Annotated in this window: 21 protein-coding genes; 2 read left to right on the top strand and 19 right to left on the bottom strand. The window is 70.3% G+C overall.

The features are described 5' to 3' along the window. Positions 1-15 precede the first annotated feature (15 nt). The 18 genes from fxlM (EV567_RS16270) to EV567_RS16185 all read right to left on the bottom strand — a co-directional run bounded on the left by fxlM (EV567_RS16270) (position 16) and on the right by EV567_RS16185 (position 18,619). The gene (gene fxlM, locus EV567_RS16270) at positions 16-1,278 is read right to left on the bottom strand and encodes a methyltransferase, FxLD system (RefSeq protein ID WP_165430394.1); all 1,263 of its coding nucleotides are present in this window, start codon (positions 1,276-1,278) and stop codon (positions 16-18) included. A 143-nt stretch (positions 1,279-1,421) separates the two neighbouring features. Next, positions 1,422-3,362 carry an ABC transporter ATP-binding protein gene (locus tag EV567_RS16265; RefSeq protein WP_130440561.1) on the bottom strand — a complete coding sequence of 647 codons (1,941 nt, stop codon included), beginning with the start codon at positions 3,360-3,362 and terminating at the stop codon, positions 1,422-1,424. Between the two features lie 235 nt (positions 3,363-3,597). Next, the gene (locus tag EV567_RS16260; protein ID WP_242620833.1) at positions 3,598-4,698 is read right to left on the bottom strand and encodes a hypothetical protein; all 1,101 of its coding nucleotides are present in this window, start codon (positions 4,696-4,698) and stop codon (positions 3,598-3,600) included. A 16-nt stretch (positions 4,699-4,714) separates the two neighbouring features. Next, entirely contained in the window at positions 4,715-6,760 is a 2,046-nt protein-coding gene (fxlM, locus tag EV567_RS16255; protein ID WP_130440557.1) for a methyltransferase, FxLD system, read from the bottom strand. A gap of 36 nt (positions 6,761-6,796) precedes the next feature. Further along, on the bottom strand, positions 6,797-7,867 hold the full coding sequence (locus EV567_RS16250) for a lanthionine synthetase C family protein (RefSeq protein ID WP_130440555.1): 1,071 nt from the start codon (positions 7,865-7,867) through the stop codon (positions 6,797-6,799). Continuing rightward, positions 7,864-9,903 carry a lantibiotic dehydratase family protein gene (locus EV567_RS16245; protein WP_242620832.1) on the bottom strand — a complete coding sequence of 680 codons (2,040 nt, stop codon included), beginning with the start codon at positions 9,901-9,903 and terminating at the stop codon, positions 7,864-7,866. The genes EV567_RS16250 and EV567_RS16245 overlap by 4 nt, the downstream gene beginning before the upstream one ends. 114 nt (positions 9,904-10,017) lie before the next feature. Next, positions 10,018-10,203, bottom strand: a complete 186-nt coding sequence (locus tag EV567_RS16240; protein ID WP_130440553.1) for an FxLD family lanthipeptide — start codon at positions 10,201-10,203, stop codon at positions 10,018-10,020. 132 nt (positions 10,204-10,335) lie between these two features. Then, entirely contained in the window at positions 10,336-10,803 is a 468-nt protein-coding gene (locus EV567_RS16235) for a DUF6082 family protein (RefSeq protein WP_130440551.1), read from the bottom strand. Positions 10,804-10,876: 73 nt separating this feature from the next. Then, positions 10,877-11,452: a DUF6624 domain-containing protein gene (locus tag EV567_RS16230; RefSeq protein WP_130440549.1), complete on the bottom strand. Its 576-nt coding sequence runs from the start codon at positions 11,450-11,452 to the stop codon at positions 10,877-10,879. Beyond that, positions 11,449-12,021, bottom strand: coding sequence for a hypothetical protein (locus EV567_RS16225; protein WP_130440697.1), 573 nt, complete (start codon positions 12,019-12,021; stop codon positions 11,449-11,451). The genes EV567_RS16230 and EV567_RS16225 overlap by 4 nt, the downstream gene beginning before the upstream one ends. 74 nt (positions 12,022-12,095) lie before the next feature. Next, entirely contained in the window at positions 12,096-12,575 is a 480-nt protein-coding gene (locus tag EV567_RS16220; protein ID WP_242620831.1) for a helix-turn-helix domain-containing protein, read from the bottom strand. 140 nt (positions 12,576-12,715) lie between these two features. Beyond that, entirely contained in the window at positions 12,716-13,969 is a 1,254-nt protein-coding gene (locus tag EV567_RS16215) for an acyl-CoA dehydrogenase family protein (protein ID WP_130440545.1), read from the bottom strand. An 83-nt stretch (positions 13,970-14,052) separates the two neighbouring features. Beyond that, a complete protein-coding gene (locus tag EV567_RS16210) occupies positions 14,053-14,694 on the bottom strand; it encodes a GAF domain-containing protein (RefSeq protein WP_130440543.1) in 642 nt (213 codons plus the stop codon). Continuing rightward, entirely contained in the window at positions 14,694-15,281 is a 588-nt protein-coding gene (locus EV567_RS16205; RefSeq protein WP_242620830.1) for an ATP/GTP-binding protein, read from the bottom strand. The genes EV567_RS16210 and EV567_RS16205 overlap by 1 nt, the downstream gene beginning before the upstream one ends. Positions 15,282-15,333: 52 nt before the next feature. Further along, a complete protein-coding gene (locus EV567_RS16200) occupies positions 15,334-15,747 on the bottom strand; it encodes a DUF742 domain-containing protein (protein WP_130440541.1) in 414 nt (137 codons plus the stop codon). Then, positions 15,744-16,259: a roadblock/LC7 domain-containing protein gene (locus tag EV567_RS16195; protein ID WP_130440539.1), complete on the bottom strand. Its 516-nt coding sequence runs from the start codon at positions 16,257-16,259 to the stop codon at positions 15,744-15,746. Before EV567_RS16195 ends, EV567_RS16200 begins: the two co-directional genes overlap by 4 nt. A gap of 74 nt (positions 16,260-16,333) precedes the next feature. Next, positions 16,334-17,851 (bottom strand): sensor histidine kinase KdpD, encoded by a 1,518-nt coding sequence (locus tag EV567_RS16190; protein ID WP_130440537.1) that lies wholly within the window; start codon positions 17,849-17,851, stop codon positions 16,334-16,336. 270 nt (positions 17,852-18,121) lie between these two features. Then, positions 18,122-18,619, bottom strand: coding sequence for a DUF6415 family natural product biosynthesis protein (locus EV567_RS16185; RefSeq protein ID WP_242620829.1), 498 nt, complete (start codon positions 18,617-18,619; stop codon positions 18,122-18,124). A gap of 189 nt (positions 18,620-18,808) precedes the next feature. Here EV567_RS16185 and EV567_RS16175 point away from each other — a divergent pair, with 189 nt between their 5' ends. After that, positions 18,809-20,197 (top strand): Tat pathway signal protein, encoded by a 1,389-nt coding sequence (locus tag EV567_RS16175; RefSeq protein ID WP_207228781.1) that lies wholly within the window; start codon positions 18,809-18,811, stop codon positions 20,195-20,197. Positions 20,198-20,269: 72 nt separating this feature from the next. Then, on the top strand, positions 20,270-20,770 hold the full coding sequence (locus EV567_RS16170) for an SAM-dependent methyltransferase (RefSeq protein WP_130440533.1): 501 nt from the start codon (positions 20,270-20,272) through the stop codon (positions 20,768-20,770). A 62-nt stretch (positions 20,771-20,832) separates the two neighbouring features. On the opposite strand, the gene EV567_RS16165 is transcribed toward EV567_RS16170, so the two are convergent. Further along, complete coding sequence (locus EV567_RS16165) at positions 20,833-21,342, bottom strand: ATP-binding protein (protein WP_130440531.1); 510 nt, start codon at positions 21,340-21,342, stop codon at positions 20,833-20,835. Positions 21,343-21,367: the final 25 nt, after the last annotated feature.

The raw sequence follows: 21,367 nt of genomic DNA, 5'->3' as shown, positions 1-21,367 counted from the left end.
AGGAGCCACCGCCGTTCATCCGGCGTCGCAGCTCCCGGGGTCGGTGAGCAGGGCAGCGCTGCCGGGCACGATCGGCCAGTCCACGGTGATACGGGTGTGCTTCTTGGCGAACACGTGCGGTTCGTGGTCCGTGCCCGCCGGAGCGCAGCCGGCTGCCGGGCGGGCGGTGATGACGGGGCAGCGGGCGCCGCGGTGGTTGCGCTGCCAGTGCTCGACCTGCTCGGCCATCTCCTGCGCGGCGAGGCGTCCTTGGTCGCCATAACCGTGGACGACGAACTCGTACAGGCCCTTGCCGTCGTCTCCGTCACTGATGCGTTCGGTGGCCAGCCGGGCGAGGGAGGCCCCGCGGACGATGGCGGCGCCGGGCCAATGCTGGGGCGGCGGGTTCAGGACTCCGTTGTCGCCGTCGGGGTCGACCTCTAGGCGGCAGAAGCCGGGCAGGGCGCCGGCGAGGTAGAGGGTCAAAGCATCGAAGGGCTCCTGACCGCCGACGGTGACGTGGGTGCGGGTGACGGTCGGCTCGCGGGTGAGGGCTGGGGCGAGTTGGCCGACGGGCAGCGGCGTGCCGTCTTCCCAGGACAAGTGGACGCCGGTGCCGGGGACGGTGCGACGGTTCGTCTCCCAGGCGCAGTCGCCCTGCATGGCGACGAAGCCGCAGACGATGAGCGGCTCGTCGCTGTGCAGTGCCCCCTTGACCTCGCTGAAGCCGATGGCCCAGTGGTAGCCGTGCAGACGCAGCGGTGCGACGAGACGGCCGCCCTCGGCCAGGGCGCGGATCCAGGGCAGGTCCCAGGTGTCGACGGTGACCACGATGGCGTCGAATCCGCCGTCCGGAACGACACTGGTGGGCAGGTGCTCGGCGTCCGCAGTGACGACGCGGACGCGGCCGTACCCGGCCTTGGTGAGGAAGCGGGTGGCCCTTTCGGTGACGGCAGGGTCGATGTCGAGGGTGGTGACGTGCCCGGCCGGGCCGACGAGTTCGGCCATGAGGGCGGCGTTGTAGCCGCCGGAGCCGATCTCCAGGACACGGTGGCCAGGCCGCATGCGAGCGGCTTCGAGCATGTCGGCCTGTAGCCACGGCGCGGAAACGGAGCTGATCACCCGGCCGTCGGGCGCGTGGCGGGTGGGGACGATGTCGTTGGCGTACGCCGCTTCCAACGCGGCGTCGGGAGCGAAGACGTGCCGGGGCACGGTGCGGAAGGCGCGCTCGACAGCGGCGGTGCGGATGTGGTTGTCGGCGCGGAGTTGCTCGACGAGCTGTTGGCGAAGCTCGCTCACGTCGCTGACTTCGGTAGCCGGTGGAGTCGTCACGGTATTCCTTCCGGGGCTAGTTGGGCGGGTTCGGACGTGGAGCGAGGGGAGCATCGGGAGCGGTCCTGCGTCTCTGCCTGGCGGAACGGTGGCCTCGCTCGGCTGGGTGATCAGGGGGTGTCGCCGCTCATCCGGCGCTGCAGCTCCCACAGGGTCCGGAAGAGACCTGGCTCCTGGGTGAGCTGGGCGTAGGTGCCCTTCTGGACGATCCGTCCTTCGTCCAGGACCACGATCCGGTCGGCGACGGCCACGTTGGTTAGCCGGTGCGTGATCAGCAGGATGGCGCGGTCCTTGGCCAGTTCGCGCAGACCGGCGAAGATCCGGTGCTCGGCCCGGGCGTCGAGGGCGGCCGTGGGCTCGTCCATCACCAGTAGCGCCGCCTGCCGGTGGAACGCGCGGGTGAGGACCAGACGCTGCCATTGCCCGCCGGAGAGCTGCTGCCCGCCGAACCACTCGCTGGTCAGGAGGGTGTTCAGGCCGGAGCGCAGGCCCGGCAACATCTCCGAGGCACCGGAAGCCTCGCAGGCGGCGAGCAGGGCCGCGTCACTGGTGTCGCCCTGCCCGAAGGTGATGTTGTCGCGCATCGTCAGCGGCAGGTAGGTGAACTTCTGCGGCACCAGCGCGACGTGCTCCCACGACCCCCACGGGTCCAGGTCCGCAGTGGAGGCGTGGTCCCAGGCCACGTTTCCCTCGGTGGGCAGAAGCAGCCCGCACAGCAAACGCGAGAGGGTCGTCTTGCCGGAGCCGTTCTCCCCGACCAGCGCCACGATCTCCCCGCGCCGCACGTGCAGGGAGACGTTGCTCAGGCTGTCCTTCGGGGCGCCGTCATAGCGGTAGGTGACGTCGCGGACCTCGAAACGCTCCGGGGCCGCGGTCACGGGCGCGGTGCCGCGTGAGTCGGTCATGGCTTGGCCGTGGGCGTTGTCGAGGAAGTTCTGCCAGTCCTGCACGTACCAGCCGGTGCGCACCAGGCGGGCCCCGCCGTTGATGATGCCGCGCACCGAGCCGGTGGCGGTCTGGAGAGCGAAGACGGCGCCGCCGCCAGCCGCCAGGCTCGTCCGACCGGAGGCCAGGAGCCACAGCAGCGCCGCCCACACCGCGGTCGAGGCGATCCCGCCAGCCACGGCTCCGGCCAGTCCCATCCAGGCACCAGTGTTTGCGGCCTTGCGTTCGGCCGCGTTGACCGAGGCGGCCAGCTTCCGATAGCGGCCGATCAGGAAGGGACCGGCCAGGCAGGCGCGCATCTCCTCGCTTGATTCCATGTAGGCCATGTGCCAGCGCAGTTTGCCCAGCATCCGGCGCCGCCCGGAGGTCTCCAGCGCGGCGAGGTAAAGCACGCGTGCGGAGCGGATGTAGGCGGCAGCTTGCGGCAGGCACGCGAGAAAGAGAAGGGGAAGGAGCAGCGGGTGCAGGACGGTCAGGACGGTGGCACCGGCCGTGAGCGTGGCGGTCGCCGCGAGGACGTCCTGCGCTTCTTCGACGAGGTCGGGGGTGACCTGGGCGCCGCGGTCGGCGATGTCGTAGGCGTCGTTGTAGCCGGGCTTGTTGTTGGCGGCCAGTTCCGCGCCGAGCGCGGCCTCGATCATCGTCAGCTCCGCGGCCCGGCCGAGCACCGGGCGTAGACGGCCGGTCAGCCAGACGACGGCGATGCCCAACAGTGCGCGCAGACCGGTGGCGCAGGCGATCACAGCCAGCTGCGGGGCGGCGTCCCATAGCCGCTCGGTGATGTCGCCCGAGGAGATCAGCGCGGTGATCGTGCCCGTGACGGCCAGGAGGCCCAGGGCCGCGAGGACGCCGGTCCCGATCTGGCACACCAGCAGGCCGATGGTCGCGCCGCGGTCCACGCGCCAGGCCATCTGCACCGAGCGCCGCACGAGCGAGGGCAGCCGCCGTGCCATGGTGCGGGAGGTCAGCAGGGAGCCGGCCTGGAGCCTCGACTCGTCGCGGTAGAGGTATTCCTCTTCTCGAACATCAGCTTCCTGCAGTTCGTCGTCCGGCGCGGTCCCCTTGGGTGGTTGCGGCGGCTGGTCCTGCGTAATGGCCGAGGTCATCGTTCCCCCTAGGACGGTCGCTGCGGCAGAGTCGTGAGGTCTAACGACACGACTGCGATATCGAACACACGTCATTCGGTCGTGCTGGGAAGCCCGCTATTCCCTGCGTCCGCGGACCCCGCAGGCGCCCGATCCCTGGTCTGGCTTGGAGCGGCTGCGAGCGGGAAATGGCCGAAACGCCGACACCGCCAAACCGCGTGGGGATGTACGGCCGGGCGCCACGGGTCGGCCCCTCCTAACCGGGATCCGGATCGGCCTGCAGCAGCCTTTCCAACTCCCTCTCGGCGTGGCCGACCGCGCCCGTCAGGGCCTCGTGGTCGTGGGCGGACAGGGCGCCGGCTCCCAGTCCGGCCGCGGCGATCACCGCGGTCAGCGCGACTGTCGCCTGGTCGTCCAGGGCTGACGCGGCGACGGGGTGGTGCAGAGCGTCGCGTGCTGCGTAGGCGTCGAGTCGGGCGACGCTGACGAGGGCGTCGAGTATCCGGGCGGCATGGCGGCCGGCTCGGTCCAGTTCCAGGGCCGACAGGCCCGTCCGGGTCTGGAAGGCGGCGGTCGGCGGTTCGGGGTGGGCAAGGAGCTGGACGGCTTCATCAAGGGTGCGGTCGAGGTCAGCTTCGGGTACGGGGGCGTCTGCGGGCTGACAGTGGGCGTGCAGGAGGAGGGCGACGGCTTCCTCCCAGGGCTCGGCGGGCTGGGTGGCGTCGATCAGGTCGCGGGCCTGCTGGTCCAGGCACTGCTCCATCAGGGCCATGATCTTGATCTGGCGGCCGTCGAGGAGTCGGTTGCCGATGCCGCGGTGCTGGGCCATGGCGTCGGCGGCCTCCGTCCATCGCCCGATCTGGGCGAGGGCGCGGGCGCCGTCCACGAGCAGGGTGACGTACAGCTCCTGGCACACCGTGCGGTGGTCCTCGTCCGTGCCAGTCAGGGCCGAGAGGTCGACGGTGCGGCCGTCGATCTCGGTCTTCTCCCGATGCCGCGCGACGTGGCTGAGACGGACCAGCAGGTCGTAGGCGGCTTCCCCTTGGCCGGCGCGAGTCTGCAGCCGGGAGAGGTTGACGAGCGGCATCAGCGACATGACGGCGATCCGTCCGCTGAGGCGTCCGGCGTTGGCGAAGACCTGGTGCTGGCGCCAGCACAGATCCTCGGCCAGATCGGGCAGGCCGACGTCGGAGGCGATGAGCGCGGCGTAGTTGAGGACCCCGCAGGCGCGGGCCACCAGGTCGTGGTGGCTCGCACCTGCGGGCGCGACGGTCAGCCCGCTGAGGTGGTTGATGCGCTCCTCCAAGGGGAGCGCGGGCGCCTTGGTGCGGCGGACCAGGGGAATGCGGCTGGCCATCGCAGGGATCATCGGCTCAGCCCTTGCGCGCCCAGTCGACGACCAGTCGGCTGTAGGGCTTGTCGACGACGAAGCGCGGGTCGTCCGCCGTCAGCCGGTCACGCGAGTCGGCGACGGCCATCCGGAAGCCCGGTTCGGGGGCGTCGTTGCCGCCGGTCGCGTCCCAGGCGCGGATCTCGCTCACGACGCGCTCGGCGATGTCGGCGCGACCCTCGCCGTGGCCGATCACACCGACCTCCCAGTACCGGCCCTGCTCGTCCTCGCCCTCCCGGATGGTCAGGTACGCCAGCGACCCGCCGTCGAGGGCGGCCATGGAACCCCACCCGAAGTGTGGGGTGAACCCGGGGCGCTGCCCCGGCAGCCGGGACAGGCCGTTGGGCAGCACGCAGGCCAGGTACAGGTACAGCCACTCCCACGCCGAGCCCTGCCGGAACTTCACCCCGGTGTAGATCTTGGTCTGCTGCTCGTCGAGGACGGAGCGCAGGGCCTCGCGGTCGACGTCCTGCTCGCTGAACGTCTCCAGGCGCACGTTGCCCTCGCCGGCCATCGGCACGAGGGTGTACACGTCGTCGCAGACGCCTTTGCGCAGCGGGATGAAGGTGGCCATCTCGCAGGAGACGGTCTTCCACGTGTCGCCGTCGCGTTCGAAGGCGAAGGAGCGGGAGATGCTGCCGCGGATGCGCATCGGCAGGACCAGGCGCCCGCCGGGGGCGAGCTGGTCAAGGATCTTCACGGGGACGTCGCCGGCGCCGACGGTGAAGATGATCCGGTCGTAAGGGGCGTGCTCGGGCAGCCCGGCCGCGCCGTCAGCCATCACCGCGGTGGCGTTGTCGACACCGGCTTTGGCGAGGTGCTTGCTCGCGCCGGCGACGAGGTCCTGGTCGACGTCGAGGGTCCACACCTGCCCGCCGGGGGAGACGATCTTGCCGAGGAGGGCGGCGTTGTAGCCGGTGGCGGCTCCGGCTTCCAGGACCTTGTGACCGGGCTGGGCGTCGAGCTGTTCGAGCTGGGTGGCGACGATGGACGGCGCGGAGATGCAGGAGATCATCTCCCCGTGTTCGTCGTGCTTGATCGGGACCGCGTCCTCCTTGTACGCGCTCTCCAGGTCGACGCCGGGCAGGAAGGCGTGCCGGTCGGTGCTGCGGAAGGCGTCGATGGCCGCCTGGCTGCTCAGGTGGCCGCTGTCGACGAGCCGCTGGACGAGGGCTTCGCGCAGCTGCTTGGGGTCGGTTACGGGTGTCACGGTGGTCTCCATCCGAGGGAGGCTAGGGTCCGCGGAGGCGGATTTGCAGGTAGACACGTCAGCTCCTTCTCCGGTGGAGAAGGCGACGTGACGGCCGAGCCACGCGGTGGCGGCCTGCACGCCAGCAGGCACGTCCGCGCGGTTGAACGCGAAGATCGCGTGATGGGCGATGACGCCCCGAAGCCCGCGTATCAGTCGGCCGTCGGCGGCGAGTCGGCGCAGGCGTCGGCCGGCGTCCTCGAACGTGGCGACGCGCTCGACCCAGCCCGCCTCCGGCCCCGGGCGCAGGGCGGCGTCCGCGTTCATCAGCCGCCGCATCGCGGATACGGCTTGCTCCAGCGCGGGCCCCTGGGGCGGGGTGACAGGGGGCCGCAGGGCGGCCCACCGCGCGTACACGTCTCCGGCTTCGAACGGGTCCAGCCCGGCCTCGCGGATCATGGCGGACAGCAACATCACGCTGCGCTCGCGGGCGCCGGCGGTGCCGGTCTCGGCGAGCGCGGCCGGGCTGTCGGCGCAGAACACGTCGTGCGCGACCTCCATACCTTCAGGGCCGCCGAAGGCATGGGTCTCCGGCTCGTAGATCCCGCCTGTCCAGCCGGTGATCACCCGGTCGGCGACGAGCTGGTCCAGCAGGTCGGGGAGGGGCTGTTCGGTGCGCAGGCGCACGCCGGCGTCCTTGCGTAAGAAGTGGAAGCGGCGCCCGGCCAGCGTGGTCGCCAGGGCCTGGGCGGCGTCCGAGTGCAGGTCGGGGAAGGCCACGGAGGCGTGCCACCAGGACGTGTCCGGGGGGATCGGCAGGTTCTCGTCGTCGAAGGCCATGGGCAGAAAACTCCTTGCGAGGTGGCGGGGAGAGGATCAGGTGAGCAGAAGGGCGCGGGTCCAGCCGGTGGTGTCGGTGGTGTGCAGGGCGAGTTGGGCTCCGGCGCGACCTTCCATGAATCCGGGTTTAGGCAGGTGCTCCCAATCGGCGGCCAGCCGTTGGCGCAGGTCCTGGATGATCGGGGTGAAGCGGGCGGGTGCGGGGCTGTCGGCGGCGACCGCGCGGGTGAGCATCAGCAGCCCGGCCCAGCCGTGGCAGAGGGTCGAGTCGGTGATGCGGGCGAGTCGCGCCGGGTCAGTCAGGATGGTCTCGACGGTGTCCTCGGCCGCTTGGCGCCGGGCGGTGTCGCTGAGGGCGAGCGCGGCGAGTTGCTGTGCGCGGGCGATGCCGGGCTGGCCGTAGCACCAGGATTGGCGGGCCGGTTCCGCCTCGGGTGGCTGCTCGGCGTCCAGGTGTGCTGCGGTGGACCAGTAGTGGATGCCGTGACGGTCCAGCCAGGTCGCGAACGTGCCGACGGCTTCCTCCTGACCGGGGACGCTGACTCCGGCGCGCAGGGCGAGGGAGAGCACGGCCAGGGGCCCCGCGATGCCGTGGGCCATGCCGTTGTTGCCGTGCCCGCCGACCATCTCCTTCCCGTCCGGGCCGACCGGCGACCACCACCCGGGCAGCATCCGGCCGTCACCGCGGGCGGGGTGTGCGAGCGTGACGAGGCAGGCGAGCACGTCGGGCAGCCGGGGCGCGAACGGGCGGCGGGACAGCAGCAGTGCGGCGAGTCCGGTCAGGCCGCGGATGAGGTCCCATTCGGCGAGGTGGGGCAGCGCGCCGGCCGCCTGGCGGCGGTGGGCGGCGGCGAGCCGGGCGTCCACGACCCGGTCAACGGCCGCGCGGACGTCGTCGCCAGCCCCACGGGCGCGGTCCAGGACGAACTCCAAGGCTGGTGCGCCGTGGAAGAGGCTGGCGTTGCTGCCGGTGCTCACCCCCCGGACGGTGGCCTGGGCCAGGTGGCGGCGGGCTGTGGACAGGTCACGGCGCTCGATGTCGAGCAGGGCCATCCCCAAGGCGCCCTCGGACAGGTCCTGCATACGGGGCACGGTCGTCGTGGTCATGAGCGCCTGGCCATGGGGACGACGATGCTGTGGGCCCGGCCGCCGATCCACCCGTCGGCGTCCGGCGGGGGCGCGTCGTGCAGGGTGGCGATGCCGAAGGGGCTGGCGTCCAGGTGCGCGCGCAGCAGGTCCAGGTCGACGTCGCGGGTCAGGTCGAGGGCGAGCTGCTGGTCGTCCTCGGCGAGCAGGACCCGATCCGGCACCCCGAACCGGGCACGCCAGCCATGGAGTTGGTCTGCCCACAGCTGGAGTGGGGCGGTGCGGGCAGGCATCATGCGGCTGCGGATCTTCCACCGGGCGGCGGTGAGGATGGTGCGCCGGTAGGAGAGGGCCGGGGTGAAGGGCAGGGTCCAGGCGGCGCCCCAGTCGAACCAGGTCACCTGCGGGGACACGGCCCGGCTGATCTCGCCGAGGAAGCGGGCCATCGGCGGGGTGTAGTTGTTCCACAGGAAGTTGATGGCGGTGGGGGCCAGCAGCTCCAGTGGCTTGCCCGTCGCGGACTCCACCAGCTGGGGGCGGCCGTCCGCGACGGTGACCGCAAGGTCGCGCGGGAAGAGGACATGCGGTTCGGGACGGCGAAATTCGCCGACGCTGACGATCCGGGGCAGGGCCTGGGGCGCGCGGGTGAGCAGGTCGGCTGGCACACGTCCGGCGTGGAAGGAGAGCTGCGCGAGTTCCGCCTCCGGATCGACGGTGGGCAGGTTCGCGTACGCCGCCTCGGTGCCGGGGAATAGGTGCCAGAACCGACCGGTCATCGATCCGGCCGAGCGGGAGACGGTCAGAACGCGCAGCCGGAAATCGCCCCGGTCCAGGGCCGGGACGGAGGTGGCGTGGACCTGTGCGGCCAGTTCGAGGTGGGGCGCAAGGTCGTGAGGCTTGTCGCCGGCCGCTGCTTCCAGTTCCTCGATCATCGCCCCGGTCACCGCGACGGTGCGGCTGCCCTCGGCGGCGGCGGTGCCGGCCAGCTCCAACAGCAGGCGGTCACGCCGGGACATGGGCCGGGGCGGTTCGCTCGCCGTGACGAACCCGGCCGGGAAGCCCACGCCCCGGTCGTGATCCGTGGCCACGTCCACCGGCACCGTGGTGTTCTCGCCGTAGCGCTCGGAGAACTGCTCGATCCACCGGTGCCAGGTTGGTGTCCCGGTCGGATGGGTGACCAGGCGGGCCAGGATGGTCGCCGCGGTCTCCGCTTCGGTCAGCACCTGCTCGGGCAGCCGCACGTCGGCGTCCAGCCGCAGGTCGCACGCGGTCCGCAGGCCGGCTGCCTGCTTGCGCGCCGCGGGCGGTAAGACGTCGGTGGGGTCGGCGACGGTGGCGGGCGCGCGCAGCGAGGAGCGCAGCAGCCGCACCCGCAGCAGTTCACCCAGAAGCCGGTCGCGCGCCGTGTCGCTCACGGCTGGGAACTCCGCGGCCAGCTTGGCGGACAACTGGCGGTACCCGATCGGCGAGCGTGCCAGGTCGAGTACGAGACGCAGTGCGGGGCTGAGGGCGAGGCGGAACTCGGCGTCGCCCTCGGAGGGCACGTGGATGTGCTGATCGCGCTGTCGGATCAGGGTGTTGACGCAAACCTCGGCGCCTACCATGCGGGCGGTGTCGCTCTCCCAGGCGCTGAGCATCTCCTCGAGCCCGACCGGATCGGGGCGGGCCACAGCCTGATGCTCCTCGCCGAAGCGGACGGACGTGGTCTGGTCGAAGCCGAGCGGGGCGACGCCGGCGAACAGGCCGTAGGGGGTAGAGCGGCGGGCGTAGCGGATCGCGTAGCGGGAGGTGGCCAGAGCCGCCCGGCGCATCCGGCGCACCTTCGGTGTGCGGCCGTCGATGATGGCCTGCACTTGGTCCGCCAGGTGAGGGCTCGCCTGCGACACGGTATGGCGGAAGTCGGTGTCGGACCACACCGTGCTCAGCCACGCGCGCCACTCTTCCACGGGCGCCGTGGTCGTCGGCCAGGGCGGCATGGCGGGCTCGGTCGTGTGGACCGCGGCGCGCAGCATGGCCTGTCCAGCGCCCTCGTACAGGCGGGGCCGTTGCCGTGTCATCAGGGCTCTCCTCATCTTCTGCGTGGCGGGCGTGGCGGGCGTGGCGGGCGTGGCGGGCGGGGCGGGCCGGATGGGGAGAGCCCCGTCCGGCCCACGCTGCTGGGATGCTCCGGCTTACGAGGTGGTGCAGGCGCTGGGGCAGGAGCTGCCGCAGGTGTCGCCCGTGCTGCACATCAGGACCGTCTCGGTCGCCGGCGTGCCCTCGATGAAGGTGATGTCGAGCCCGAAGGGGTCGTCGTCGGTCTTCGCGAGGTCCGCCTGTGCGGGAACGGTCGGCCTCTCGGCCTGGATGGCGGTCATGCATGCCTCCTAGGAGTGGTGGATGGTGCGGGATGCCGAGGCCCGGTCGGGCCCCGGGGTCTGCTGCCAGACGGCGGTGGCTGGGGGAGTCGCATGAGCGGTCGCGCGTCTGGGGGCTGGTGTGTGGTGTCGTCAGGCTCCTGCGGGCTGCGCCTGCGGGTGGTTCTTCGCGGCCTGGTCCAGCACGCGGGTGAAGTGCTCGGCCCGCTCGTCGCCCTGGGCCTCCTGAGCGCGGAGGTCGCCGAAGCGGTTCCAGTACCGTCGGCAGACGTCGCTTTCCATCAGCTTCGAGGCGTAGAACGGCAGTTGCCCGTTACGGACGAAGCCGAGGCGGTCACGCAGGCTGAGGGTGCAGATTTGCTGGTTGGCATGCAGCAGCTGCATGTACTCCTCGACGTCCATGTCCTCGGGTGCCCAGAGTTTGGCAAGGTCGGCGTTGGTGGACATCTGTGCCAGCCAGTCGAGCTGGTTCCGGGCGAGGACCGCCTCGTTCTGCGCAGCCTGGTGCCGCGCGTCCTGCCTGAGCCGGGCGGCTCCGACCAGGGCGGTGGTGAGGGAGACAGCGGCGCCGGCAGCGAGGATGGCGGTCGTGAGCTTCATGGGGCAACGTTCCTTCCGTAGCGCGGGGTTGCGGGCGAGCGTCTGGCTGATGGAGAGCCTGGGTTCTGCTTCTTCATGCGGCCTCCGCGAGCGCGCCGGTCAGGGCGTCTTCCGCTCTGTGATCCGAGGCGTAGCGGTGGTGCACCGAGCTCAAGGCGACGGCGACGGGAGGCAGCCCGACGCTGGCCCTGCGCTCGTCCAGCGATTCCGGGGCGCGCAGCGGACAAAGTTCGATACCGCTGGCGTGCAGGAGGAGTTGCGTTCCGTACTCCTGCTCAAGTCCGATGTTGATCAGGGCTCGGTCGTGCAGGTGCGCCCAGTGCTGGATGAGTGCATCGCCGGCCTGTACCGCCCGCTCCAGCAGAGTGGTGGCAGCACGCTGAAAGTCGGGTTCGTAGTCGCTGTGAAGAGCGATGCTCCAAGCGGCGCGGGCCCCGTCGGGGCCGACGAGGCTGTGGCCGGGCCAATCGTGCTCGGCCAGGATGCGGCGCAGCACCTTGGTGTTGGCGTGGTCGGCGTGACGGCCTTGGCCTAGTTGGACGGCATCGAGCTGGTTGCGTACTCGTTTGGCCCGGTGCTCGGCCGACTCGGCTGCGCGGGCGATCAGCTCGCGGGCGAGGTCGGGCCGCTGGGGTTCCACGATCGTCACGCGCTGCCCCGATCGTCCGAGGATGCCTGCGGCTCGTGGACGCGGCAGCCGATCAGTGCGCTCAGCCCGGACCGGCGCTCGGCGGCGAGTTCGAGGCGGGCGACCCGGTCACCCTCTCGCCCTGTGCCGGAACCCCGTACATCCCAGCCCATGTCAGTGAGCCGACACAGAAGGGCGGTGACGGGTTCGGCTTCGAGGACCTGGCGGGCCATGGCCTCAGTTCGTACGAGCGGGAGGTCAAGCCGGGCGGCAAAGTCGGATGCCCACAGGGTGATCAGCCGCGTGATGTCGTCGGGCTGGTCGGGCAGGGTGTGGACGCAGCCCAGGAAGAGGCACGGGCCCTCGCCCCATCCGAGGTCGGGGTCGCGCTCGGGGATCATGCAGGCCAGCAGCTTCCCGTCCTCGTACAGTCCGGCTGGCCTCATCTGCGAGTCGCGGAAGAGGACTGTGATGTCTGCTTGAGCGGGCACAAACAGTCCGCGCATGGTGAGCCAGCGTTGACGGTCCTGGACGAGGGTGGCAGCTTCCTCGCGCTCGGCGTCCGTGTGTAGCGTGCGCACTTCGTATATGGCGGTCAGGGGCGCCGGGGCGAACGAAGCCGAAGCCGGTCGCTCCTCGCGGGCTAGGGGAGTCGAGGGCCTGCTCACTGGCCCGCTCCGCTCCGCGTCGCGTGGGCCCGCTCGGCCGCCAGCAGCTTCCAGCCGTGCGCCAGAATCACCAGCTGGGTGGGGTCCTGTGCGTTCGTGTCGGCGAGGAGCTGGTCGAGCGCGGCGGGCAGGTCGGCCGGGGCGATCTTGGCGGCGACGGCGATGTTGCGGGTATCGCTGTGCTCAGCGACGGCTCGGAGCAGCAGCAACTGGTCCGGGCTGAGTTCCGGCGTTGGCCTGTCCGTCGTGGGGGAGGCCAACTGCTGGGTGGTGAACAGGCGGTGCACGATCACCGAGGGCTTGCAGCGGGGCGGGCAGTGGAGGCTCTCGCGGATGTCGCGGATGTACTGGCGGACGGTAGCGACCGACAGTCCGGTCTTCGTGGCGATCTCTGCGGGCGTGAGGCCGTCTGCTAGGTGTTGGGCGACGCGCTGCAGGGTCGGTGTCAGGGGGGTGATCGGTGCGCTGGTCGTCACGGGCGGGGTCACGGTGTCTCTTTCTCGGCTGGGATGGATGGTCACCGGGAGATGTGCCGCCGGTCCCCGCGGGGGACGGGGGCCGGCGACACGGGCCCGTGCACGGCGGTGTGGATTCACGGGGTGCCGCGCACGGGGGCTCATGCGGCGGTCGGGTCGGGGCGGGCCCACGCGGCTTCGGCGGCGAGGCGTTCGGACCACTGGATGTGGTTCTCGTCGAAGGCGGCGTCGGCCAGGCGTATGCGCTGGACTTCGCCGGTTCCGGCCGGTGGGTAAGTGTGCTGGATGTCGCGCCACAGGCGTTGAAGGACGTAGTCGCGGTCGAGGGCATGGGCGCCATGCAGTTCCATGGCGTCCTGGGTGGACTGCACGGCCCACTGGTGGCCGAGGTACTTGGCGTTGATCAGGTCGGCGTCGCAGGGCAGCCCCTGGTCGAGGAGGTGCACGGACTGGTAGGCGAGTATCCGGCCGGCGCGCAGGCGGGCTTCCATGCCACCGATGCGGTCCCGCAGTACGGGCAGGTCTGACAGGGTGCCTCGGTAGCGAGGACGGGTCTTGAGACGAGCAGTTGTGGTGGCCACGACCGCTTCGTGGATGCCGAGGCTGACGGCGGCCAGGTTGGGTCGGCCGTACAGGATGCTGCTGCTTTGGGCGACGCTCAGCCCTTGACCGATCTCTCCAACCACGTGGTCTTGGGGAACACGGACGTGGTCGAGGTCGAGTCGGCCGGCGGAGAAGCCGTGCAGGCCGAGGCCGGGGCGGTGGTCGGAGACGGAGAGCCCGGGGCGGTCGGCTTCGACCATGAATGCGGTCAGTGCCTGGGAGGTGCTCACGCCTGCCTCGGCGGTTCGGGCGACGACGAGGTGGGCTCCCGCGAGGTGGCTGTTGCCGATATGGATCTTGCTGCCGGTGACCACCCACTCGCTGCCGGCGCGCTCGGCGGTGGTTTCGATGCCGCCGATGTGTCCGCCAGCTCGAGGTTCGGTCACAGCGATCGACAACAGCAGTGAGCCGTCCGCGACTCGGGGCAGCCAGCGGCCCTTCTGCTCGTAGGTGGCGAAGTGCAGCAGGGCGCCGACGGGGATCAATGTGGCCTGCAGGATGGACGCGGCAGCCGCCGAGACGCAGGCGAGGCGGTGGACCAGGATGGTCTTGGCCACGTGTCCGGCACTCAGCCCGCCGAAGGCTGACGGGACGGTGACGGCGAACCAGCCCCGTGCGGCCATCAGATCGGCGACCTTGCGCTCTACCCTGCACGGAGCGGCCTCCATACGCGCGGTGCGCGGCGCGACGTGCTCGGCTGCGAAGGAGTCCGCCTCGTCCCACAGCAGTTCATGGCGGGCAGTGAGGTAGGGACGCAGCGCCGGTGGCGGTGTGGTGGGGGTGGCGGACATGGTCTCCCTCTCCCTGGGTGAAGGTCGCATCGTGGAGCGGCCGGGGATCGCCTACGGCTCCCGGGTGGGGGGTGTGGAACGGCCTAGCGGACGGAGGCGCGAACGATGTGGTCCATCACCTGCGCGCCGGCGTTGATGACGATGTCTCTGAGCCGTCGGGCTTCGCTGAGGGGCCGCTTTTCGGGGTCGATGACGCATACCGTGCCCAGCACGGTGCCGCTGTCGTGGATGAGCGGGGCGCCGAAGTAGGAGCGGATCCCGACCGCGTCGACCACATGGTTGCCGCTGAAGCGGGGGCTGGCGTGCACGTCGTGCAGGGGCAGGGCCTTCTTGCGGGCCATGACCTCTGGGCACCAGCCGTGGTTGCGGCTCATGGTGCGGCCGACGATGACGTATCCGGTGTCCGCCGACGGCTGGTGCAGTCCGACGAAGGTCTGCTCCTCCAGGAAGAGGTTGACGAACCCGTACAGGAACCCGGCATGTGTGGCCATGTCACGGGCCAGCTCGTCGAAGTCCTCGCTGGCCACGGTGGGCACGCCCAGGCGGTCGAGCAGCTCGTACCGCTGCGTCAGCTCCGATGGCTGCTGGGCCTGCGGACCGGTGATGGCGGTGGCGGGCGGGGTGATCGGCCCGCGGGCGGCGTCCCGCATGTCGCGCCGCGGTAAGGACAGGGCGGCTGGGGTGGTCGACGGTGCGAGGTATGGGGCGCTGGGGTGCTGTGACATCAGGCGTCCTGGAGGGTGGTAGGGGATGCGTGATGAACGCGGCTCGCGGATGCGTTCTTCACGGCGTGGTCGACGAGGGTCAGCAGGACGCCGGCGACGTGGATTGGGTCGCGGGCGTCGCAGGCGACCACCGGTACTGAGGTGGGCAGTTCGAGGGCGGTGCGGACCTGCTGGGGTTGGTAACGGTGCGCTCTGTCGAACTGGTTGATGGCGACGACGAAGGGCAGGCCGATGTCTTCCAAGAAGCTGACGGGGGTGAAGCTGCTTTCCAGACGGCGGGTGTCGACCAGGACGACCGCTCCGACGGCTCCCCGGGAGAGGTCGTACCAGAGGTCGACGAATCGATCCTGGCCGGGCGTGCCGAACAGGAACAGCTCCAGGGGCACTGGCGCGTCGGGCAGGCTGAGGCGGCCGAAGTCGAAGGCGACCGTAGTGGTCTGCTTCGCCTCGACGCCCGCCAGGCTGTCGAAGTCCGCGCTCGCCTCGGTCAGGTACTCCTCCGTGCTCAGCGGCGTGATCTCGCTGACCGCGCCCACAGCGGTGGTCTTGCCCGCGCCGAAGCCCCCAGCGATCACGATCTTCAGCACGGTCGGGGCACCCTTGTGCCGTGGCGGCGCAGTCCGCAGCACCACGGCCGGGTCATCCGGCCTGGGGGTAGGCAATGGCATCGGGCCACTTCCTCTTCAGGCCCGCCGAGAGGGCCGCCAGTAGCTGGGGGGAGGGACCGGCATCCGAGTCCGTGTCGGATGCGGCATAGGGGGCGGTGACGGGGACGACCAGGGCGTCGGTGTCCAGCAGGTCCGAGACAAGGATCTTCACGGCGGTGACGGGGCGGCGCAGTCGGCCCGCCAGTTCGGTCACCGAACGCCGACGCTCTCGGCACAGGGCGAGGATCTCCTCGCATTCCTCGGCCTGCGCCGGGCCGGGCCGCCCCGGTCCGGCGTCCAGCACGGTTTCCAGACCGAGCAGGTGCCGCGGCTTGGTGCGCCCGCGCGTCAAGGTGTAGGTCCGCACGAACGTCGACTCGTCGACCGCGCGGCCGTGTGTGCTCACCGGACTTCTCCGCTCGTGCCGACGCGGACGGGGATCAGCATGTAGGGGGCGAACTTCTGGACGAGGCGACCCATCTCGTACCCGACGGTGCCCGCGTCGGCGTCCGTGGTGGCGATGACGGCGAGGATCGTGTCCACCTCACCGCGTTGGTTGCCGGGGTGATTGTCGAAGGCCGCGCTGCGCCCGGCGCTCTGAACGAAGAACAGGCAGTCGTCTCGCTCGATGATGACCTGCCGGGCCGGCCTCTTCTCGTGGCTGGGGCCGGTGATGTTCGTCGCGAGGGAGGCAACTCCGCTGAGTGCGGCCGACAGTTCGTCTGCCCAGTCCTTATCGACGTCGCTGTCCAGCAGCCGCAGTCCGTCGCGCGACAACAGGACGGCGTGCGTGACGCCCGGGACGTCGGAGGCGAACTGCCGCAGCAGCCACGCCATGTTGTCCCGCTGTCCGCTTGCCGTCGTCTCGGTTGCGGGCGCGTCGCTGGATACGTTGTTCATCGCCGGGTGCGTGCTCATAGGTGTTGCTCCAGGAGGGGGAGGGGCCGGTGGATGTAATGGGTCACCGGGAACGTGGAAGGAAGGGGCGAGGTTCAGGGCCCGGACTGCTCTGGCGAAGCGGTGGGAGAACCGGCTCTCTCGCTGGCCTGGATGCCGTTGCGGAAGGCGGCTGCAAGCCCTGGCGTCGCTCCGGTCACGGGGGCTTGCTCTCGCTCGCGCGGTGGACGGAACGAGCCGTTCTGACGTCTACGCCTGGGAAGTGCGGGCGCATCAGCAGAGTGACCCGCTTCTGCGGCCTCCGGTGCCCCTACAGTGCCGGAGTGTGTGACCTGGCCTGCCGTCGCGATGGTAGGAGTCGCGGCAGCCAGCTGCTGCGGCGGCGCGGAGGGGAGGGTTCCCTTGGGCGACGCGTTCGCATCGTCGACGGAGGGAATCGCTACGAGGAGCCGTGCTGGGATGACGACCAGGGCAGTAGTGCCCCCCGTCACGTTCTCCTGCAGGAGAACGGACAGCCCGTGCGACTGGGCGATCTTCGCGGCGACCAGCAAGCCGAGCTGGCCAGCTCGGACTTGGCCGCTGACGTCGACCTCGTCGGGGGCTTTGAGCAGGTGGTTCATCTGTGCCCGCGTCCGTGGGTGCATGGGGATGGCTCGGTCCTCGACCTCGACCGCCAGCCCGTTCGCCACCCGCTGGGCACGCACCATCACCTTCGTCGCCGGATCGGAGCACTCACAGGCGTTCTCAATCAGCTCGGCCAGCAGGTGCGTCAGGTCCGGACCCACATGGCCGGGAAGACCCAGCTCGGCGCCCACGGATCCGGCCGCGACGGCCACACGCGGATACTGCACGACCTCGGAGACCGCGCCGCGCAGCGCCGTCGCGACGGGAACCGGGCGGCGCACGCTGCGCAAGGACTGCCCGCCCAGTACCGCCGTGCTCTCGACCTGGCGACGCATCCGCGTTACGAGATGATCGATCGCGAAGATCTTGGCCAGCAGCTCCGGGTCGTCGGTCAGCATCTCCAGCTGGCTCAGTGCCTGAAGCGCCTTGCCGACCAGGGCGTGCTCGCGCATGGCCAGGCGGCGCAGCACTTCCAGGAGGACTACGGACTGGGACTCGTCGTGCACCCGTAACAGCGACGCGATGGCCTGCACCTGGAGGGCGCTCAACGCCTTGTTGATCTCGGCATTCGGACCGGCCGATGGTGGTGCCTGCAAGTCCGGCAGCGGCGGGCGTCCCCCGCGGCACAGTTCGTCCGCCGACCACTGCACCGACTTCTCGACAGCTGCCGCTGCCCCCGCGATCGCTGCCAGTGCCGCTGACCGGTCTTCCTCCGCGGCCGTCTGCACGGCCCCTGCGACCGTGCGCGCTCCGCGAGCCGCCACCGTGGCGACCCCAGCCAGCCCGCATACCAGGCCGGCCAGGAGCCAGCCGGGGCCTACCGCGGACACCGACCAGAGAGGGGAGATGGCACCCAGCAGCGCGGCCAGGAGCACCAGGGGCAGTGCCACGGCGCGGCGGACATGGTGCAGCGTGAACGCGTCGACCGGATGCCGCCGTCTGCGGTGGCCGGTAGCGGCCGGCCGTGCCGGGAAGGCGCTGTCAGGCATGGGAATCCTCGTCAGGGTGGGTGGCTAAGCGTGCTGCGGCGAAAGGTCTGCGCAGGTCTGGCGTGTGCTGCGTGGGGTCGAGCGGGACGCCGGAACCGCGACCGCGCCGCGGTGGTGGGAGGACTGCGTCGACAGGAACTGAAGGAGCCGGGTGCTCTGGCCTCGCGGCGTCCTCGTCGGCTCCTGCAGGACCGGCCGCGCGCTCGCCGCGAAGAATCAGCCAGGCCATCGGCCCGAGGACCAACCCGATGATGACGGCCCCGGTCACGGTCATGTCCGCGGTACCGAAGCGGCGAAGACCAGACAGGCCAGGGCGACGACGAAAACCGCCGCGCGCAGCACGTTGATCTTCGGCTTCCACCAGCGCCGCTCGCGTTTCGATCGGATCGGCCCGGGACCGCCCCGTTCCAGGTGTGCCATCAGCTCCTTGGTGGCTTCGGCGAGCTTGACCAGGTGCACCCGGCTCGGCATGTAGCCCTCGGGAATGGCTTCGGAGGTGAGCTGTTGAGCTCGCATCAGAACAGGGCTGCCTATGGCAATCCGTGCTCCCAACTGGGCGACATGACCGCGCAGAAGTCGAACGAGGTCCTCCACATCGGCAGCGCTCTCGGGCAGCGGCGAATCCGCACCCAGCACGAGCGTTACCGTCTCCGACGCGGCCACCAGGTGATCGCGCTCTGACGACAGCGTTACGCTGACGGACTTTCGCCGCCCTCGCCCGTCTACGAGCTGGCTGTCGCCTCGGCGAGGGTCCAGCGGAAGACGCATGACACAACTCCTGTTTGGATCAAGCCAAAGTGAGCCCAAGTCGCCAAGTGACACCGGCCACTGGCGTGCGAAGTGAGTGACCTGGTCGCTACGTTGAGCGAACCGTGAATCACGGCCCAGCGGTATGCCCACACCGCCCGTAGGGCCGTCAAAGGCGTCAAAGATCATTTCGGAACCGAGGGGCAGTCCATGGCCCGTGAACGCAACGTCGCCCTCGCCGCACTTCTGCGCGAAGCAGGCTGGTCCCAGCCACAAGCAGCCGCTGCGGTGGCCCGCGTGGCCGCGGAGAGCGGAGTGCGCGAACTCGACGCGATCTCCCGCTCGCACATCGCCATGTGGGTCCAGGGCACAAAGCCCAGCGGCAGAGCGCCGCATATCCTGCGCGAGACGCTGTCCCGCAGACTCGGCCGCCGCCTCTCCCTGGCTGATCTCGGGCTGGAAGAAGCGCCAACAGGCACGACCGACACCGGATCCGACTGGAGCGTCGACCCTCTGACCGCACTGGCCGAGCTGGGAAGCGACGATCTCGATATGCACCGACGCAAGCTGCTGGCCACCGCCGCCTACTCCGCGGCTGGCCTTGCCCTGCCCACTAACTCGTGGTGGGCAGCCGCCCCCGCTGCAGCGGCGAACCGCCGACCGGCCTCCTCGCGCTCGGTGACTCAGGCGGACATCGACGACGTCCGCGATCTCACGGTCTACTACTCCGCGCGCGATCAGCAGCGAGGCGGCGCATCCGGCCGCAAGGCCCTCGCCAGCCACCTCCTCGATGGTGCGGTACCGCTGCTCGGCGGCCGATTCCGTACAGATCAGCTTCGCCGCGACACGTACTCCGCCGTGGCGGAGATGACTTACCTCGCTGGTTGGATGGCCTTCGACGCCAGTGAACACCGCACTGCTCAGCGCTATCTCACCATTGCCGCCCGCATTGCGGCGGAAGCTGGAGACGGACCGCTCGGTGGTCACGTCCTGCGCGCCCTCGCCCACCAGGCCGTGGACCTCGGGCATCCACGCCGGGCGCTGGCCCTGGCCGACACCTCGATGTCCCGCGACCGCTACGGCCAGGCCAGCCATCGTGAAAAGGCGCTGCTGGCGATCGTCCATGCACGCGCCCTCGCGTCCGATGGCGACCGGGTCGGCACCCTCGCGGCCATTAGCCGCGCGGAGCGGGACCTCGCCCGTGCTGACGCCACCGAGGCACCGGCCCGCGTCGGCTTTTTCCAGGAAGCCTCCCTCGCCCACGAGACGGCCTGCGCTCTGCGTGATATGGGCCAGCCTCGGGATGCGGAGATCCACTTCAAGCGCAGCGTGGCCACGCGCCGACGCCAGCAGTTCGCCCGTACCCACAGCGTGACGCTCGGCTACCTCGGCGCCGTCCAAGTCCAGCAGGGACGCCTCGACGAGGCATGCGCAACCTGGAACGAAGCACTCGACGCCATGGCCGGTATCCAGTCCGGGCGAGCCCGCGACGTCATCGTCCGAATGCAGAGTGATCTCTCGCCCGTCCGGCAGCGCGGTGGTCGCCAAGTCGCCGAACTGGACCGTCGCGCGCGAGACATGCTGCGCGCCATAGGCTGACCACAGAACAGATCCGCGGCGCCGACCGGAGGCCGCCGCACACGCTACGCCCAGGGAGAGGAACGAGCGCTGATGCCGACCTACGAGGTCAAGTCGATCGCAACGGTCGTCGGCGGCCACACCCGCGTACAGGACGACTACCAAGGCGGGGTCGAATCGATCATCAGGCTCGACGACGCGTACCCCCTCGAAACGCTGCAAGGAATCGAGGAGTTCTCCCACCTGACCGTGACCTGGCGCTTCCATCTGGCCCGACCCGAAGACGTCCAGCTCCACGCACGCAGTCCAAGGGGAAACCAGAACTGGCCGGCGACCGGTACGTTCGTCCACCGCAACCACCGGCGCCCCAACCAACTGGCGGTCAGCTACCCGCGGTTGCTCAAGGTCGAAGGCAGGGACCTCCTGGTCACCGATCTCGACGCCGTCGACGGGACGCCCGTGATCGACCTGGCACCGTACTTCGAACAGATGGGGCCTCAGGGCTTGATCCGTCAGCCCGCATGGCCTGGCGAGATGCTTGAACCGAACTATTGGGCGAAGGCAAGCGAACGGCCCTCGGAGCGTCCCTCGTAGGGGAAATGGTTGAGCTGCCCGACTCGTCAACCGCATGGCCGGGAACCAGTCGGAAGTCTCGCTCAACCCGCAGCCCTCGCGTACCGGAACTCACACCACGTCTCCTCGCCGCTGCTCTCCCACGCGTCTGAGATCGCATCGACAAGCCGGATCCCGCGACCGGATTCACCGCCGGGTCCGGTTTCCTTGAGTACAGCTGGGGCCGGATTGTGATCGGTGACCGAGACGCGCACCACGTCGACGGCCACCGTGATCCGGAGCACGACTTCTCCCTCACCGTGAACCACGGCGTTGGTGACCAGCTCCGAGACGGCCAGTACGACGACCCCCGCCACTGGCTCCGAAACACGGCACCGCCGCAGGAACGCCCCGGCTGTCTGCCGCATCTCCCCAACTTTCGCGAGATCAGGGAGAAAGGCGGCCTGACAGCCATGGGATGCCGCCGGTATGCCTGCCCTCGCCGATGTGCTGTGCCGGTCATCGTGAACCGACCTCGCGCATGACACGCCTGCCACGTCGGCAAAGCTACGGATGCCCCCGCCGGGCGGGGTCTCCTCTTGGAGCCTGGTCATGGGGGCTATCGCACCGTGTGGCGAC

Origin of the sequence: Streptomyces sp. BK239 (assembly GCF_004217285.1) — a bacterium.
Classification (GTDB): domain Bacteria; phylum Actinomycetota; class Actinomycetes; order Streptomycetales; family Streptomycetaceae; genus Streptomyces.
Note: the sequence above shows the minus strand (reverse complement) of the source record. Positions and strands in the feature narration are given on the sequence as shown.

Bases quoted from the DNA above. Each gene is read 5' to 3' on its own strand.
- EV567_RS16265 (WP_130440561.1), bottom strand. From the start codon at position 3,362: ATGACCTCGGCCATTACGCAGGACCAGCCGCCGCAACCACCCAAGGGG.
- EV567_RS16260 (WP_242620833.1), bottom strand. From the start codon at position 4,698: ATGGCCAGCCGCATTCCCCTGGTCCGCCGCACCAAGGCGCCCGCGCTC.
- fxlM (WP_130440557.1), bottom strand. From the start codon at position 6,760: ATGGCCTTCGACGACGAGAACCTGCCGATCCCCCCGGACACGTCCTGG.
- EV567_RS16250 (WP_130440555.1), bottom strand. From the start codon at position 7,867: ATGACCACGACGACCGTGCCCCGTATGCAGGACCTGTCCGAGGGCGCC.
- EV567_RS16245 (WP_242620832.1), bottom strand. From the start codon at position 9,903: ATGACACGGCAACGGCCCCGCCTGTACGAGGGCGCTGGACAGGCCATG.
- EV567_RS16240 (WP_130440553.1), bottom strand. From the start codon at position 10,203: ATGACCGCCATCCAGGCCGAGAGGCCGACCGTTCCCGCACAGGCGGAC.
- EV567_RS16235 (WP_130440551.1), bottom strand. From the start codon at position 10,803: ATGAAGCTCACGACCGCCATCCTCGCTGCCGGCGCCGCTGTCTCCCTC.
- EV567_RS16215 (WP_130440545.1), bottom strand. From the start codon at position 13,969: ATGTCCGCCACCCCCACCACACCGCCACCGGCGCTGCGTCCCTACCTC.
- EV567_RS16210 (WP_130440543.1), bottom strand. From the start codon at position 14,694: ATGTCACAGCACCCCAGCGCCCCATACCTCGCACCGTCGACCACCCCA.
- EV567_RS16195 (WP_130440539.1), bottom strand. From the start codon at position 16,259: ATGAGCACGCACCCGGCGATGAACAACGTATCCAGCGACGCGCCCGCA.
- EV567_RS16190 (WP_130440537.1), bottom strand. From the start codon at position 17,851: ATGCCTGACAGCGCCTTCCCGGCACGGCCGGCCGCTACCGGCCACCGC.
- EV567_RS16185 (WP_242620829.1), bottom strand. From the start codon at position 18,619: ATGCGTCTTCCGCTGGACCCTCGCCGAGGCGACAGCCAGCTCGTAGAC.
- EV567_RS16175 (WP_207228781.1), top strand. From the start codon at position 18,809: ATGGCCCGTGAACGCAACGTCGCCCTCGCCGCACTTCTGCGCGAAGCA.
- EV567_RS16170 (WP_130440533.1), top strand. From the start codon at position 20,270: ATGCCGACCTACGAGGTCAAGTCGATCGCAACGGTCGTCGGCGGCCAC.
- EV567_RS16165 (WP_130440531.1), bottom strand. From the start codon at position 21,342: ATGACCAGGCTCCAAGAGGAGACCCCGCCCGGCGGGGGCATCCGTAGC.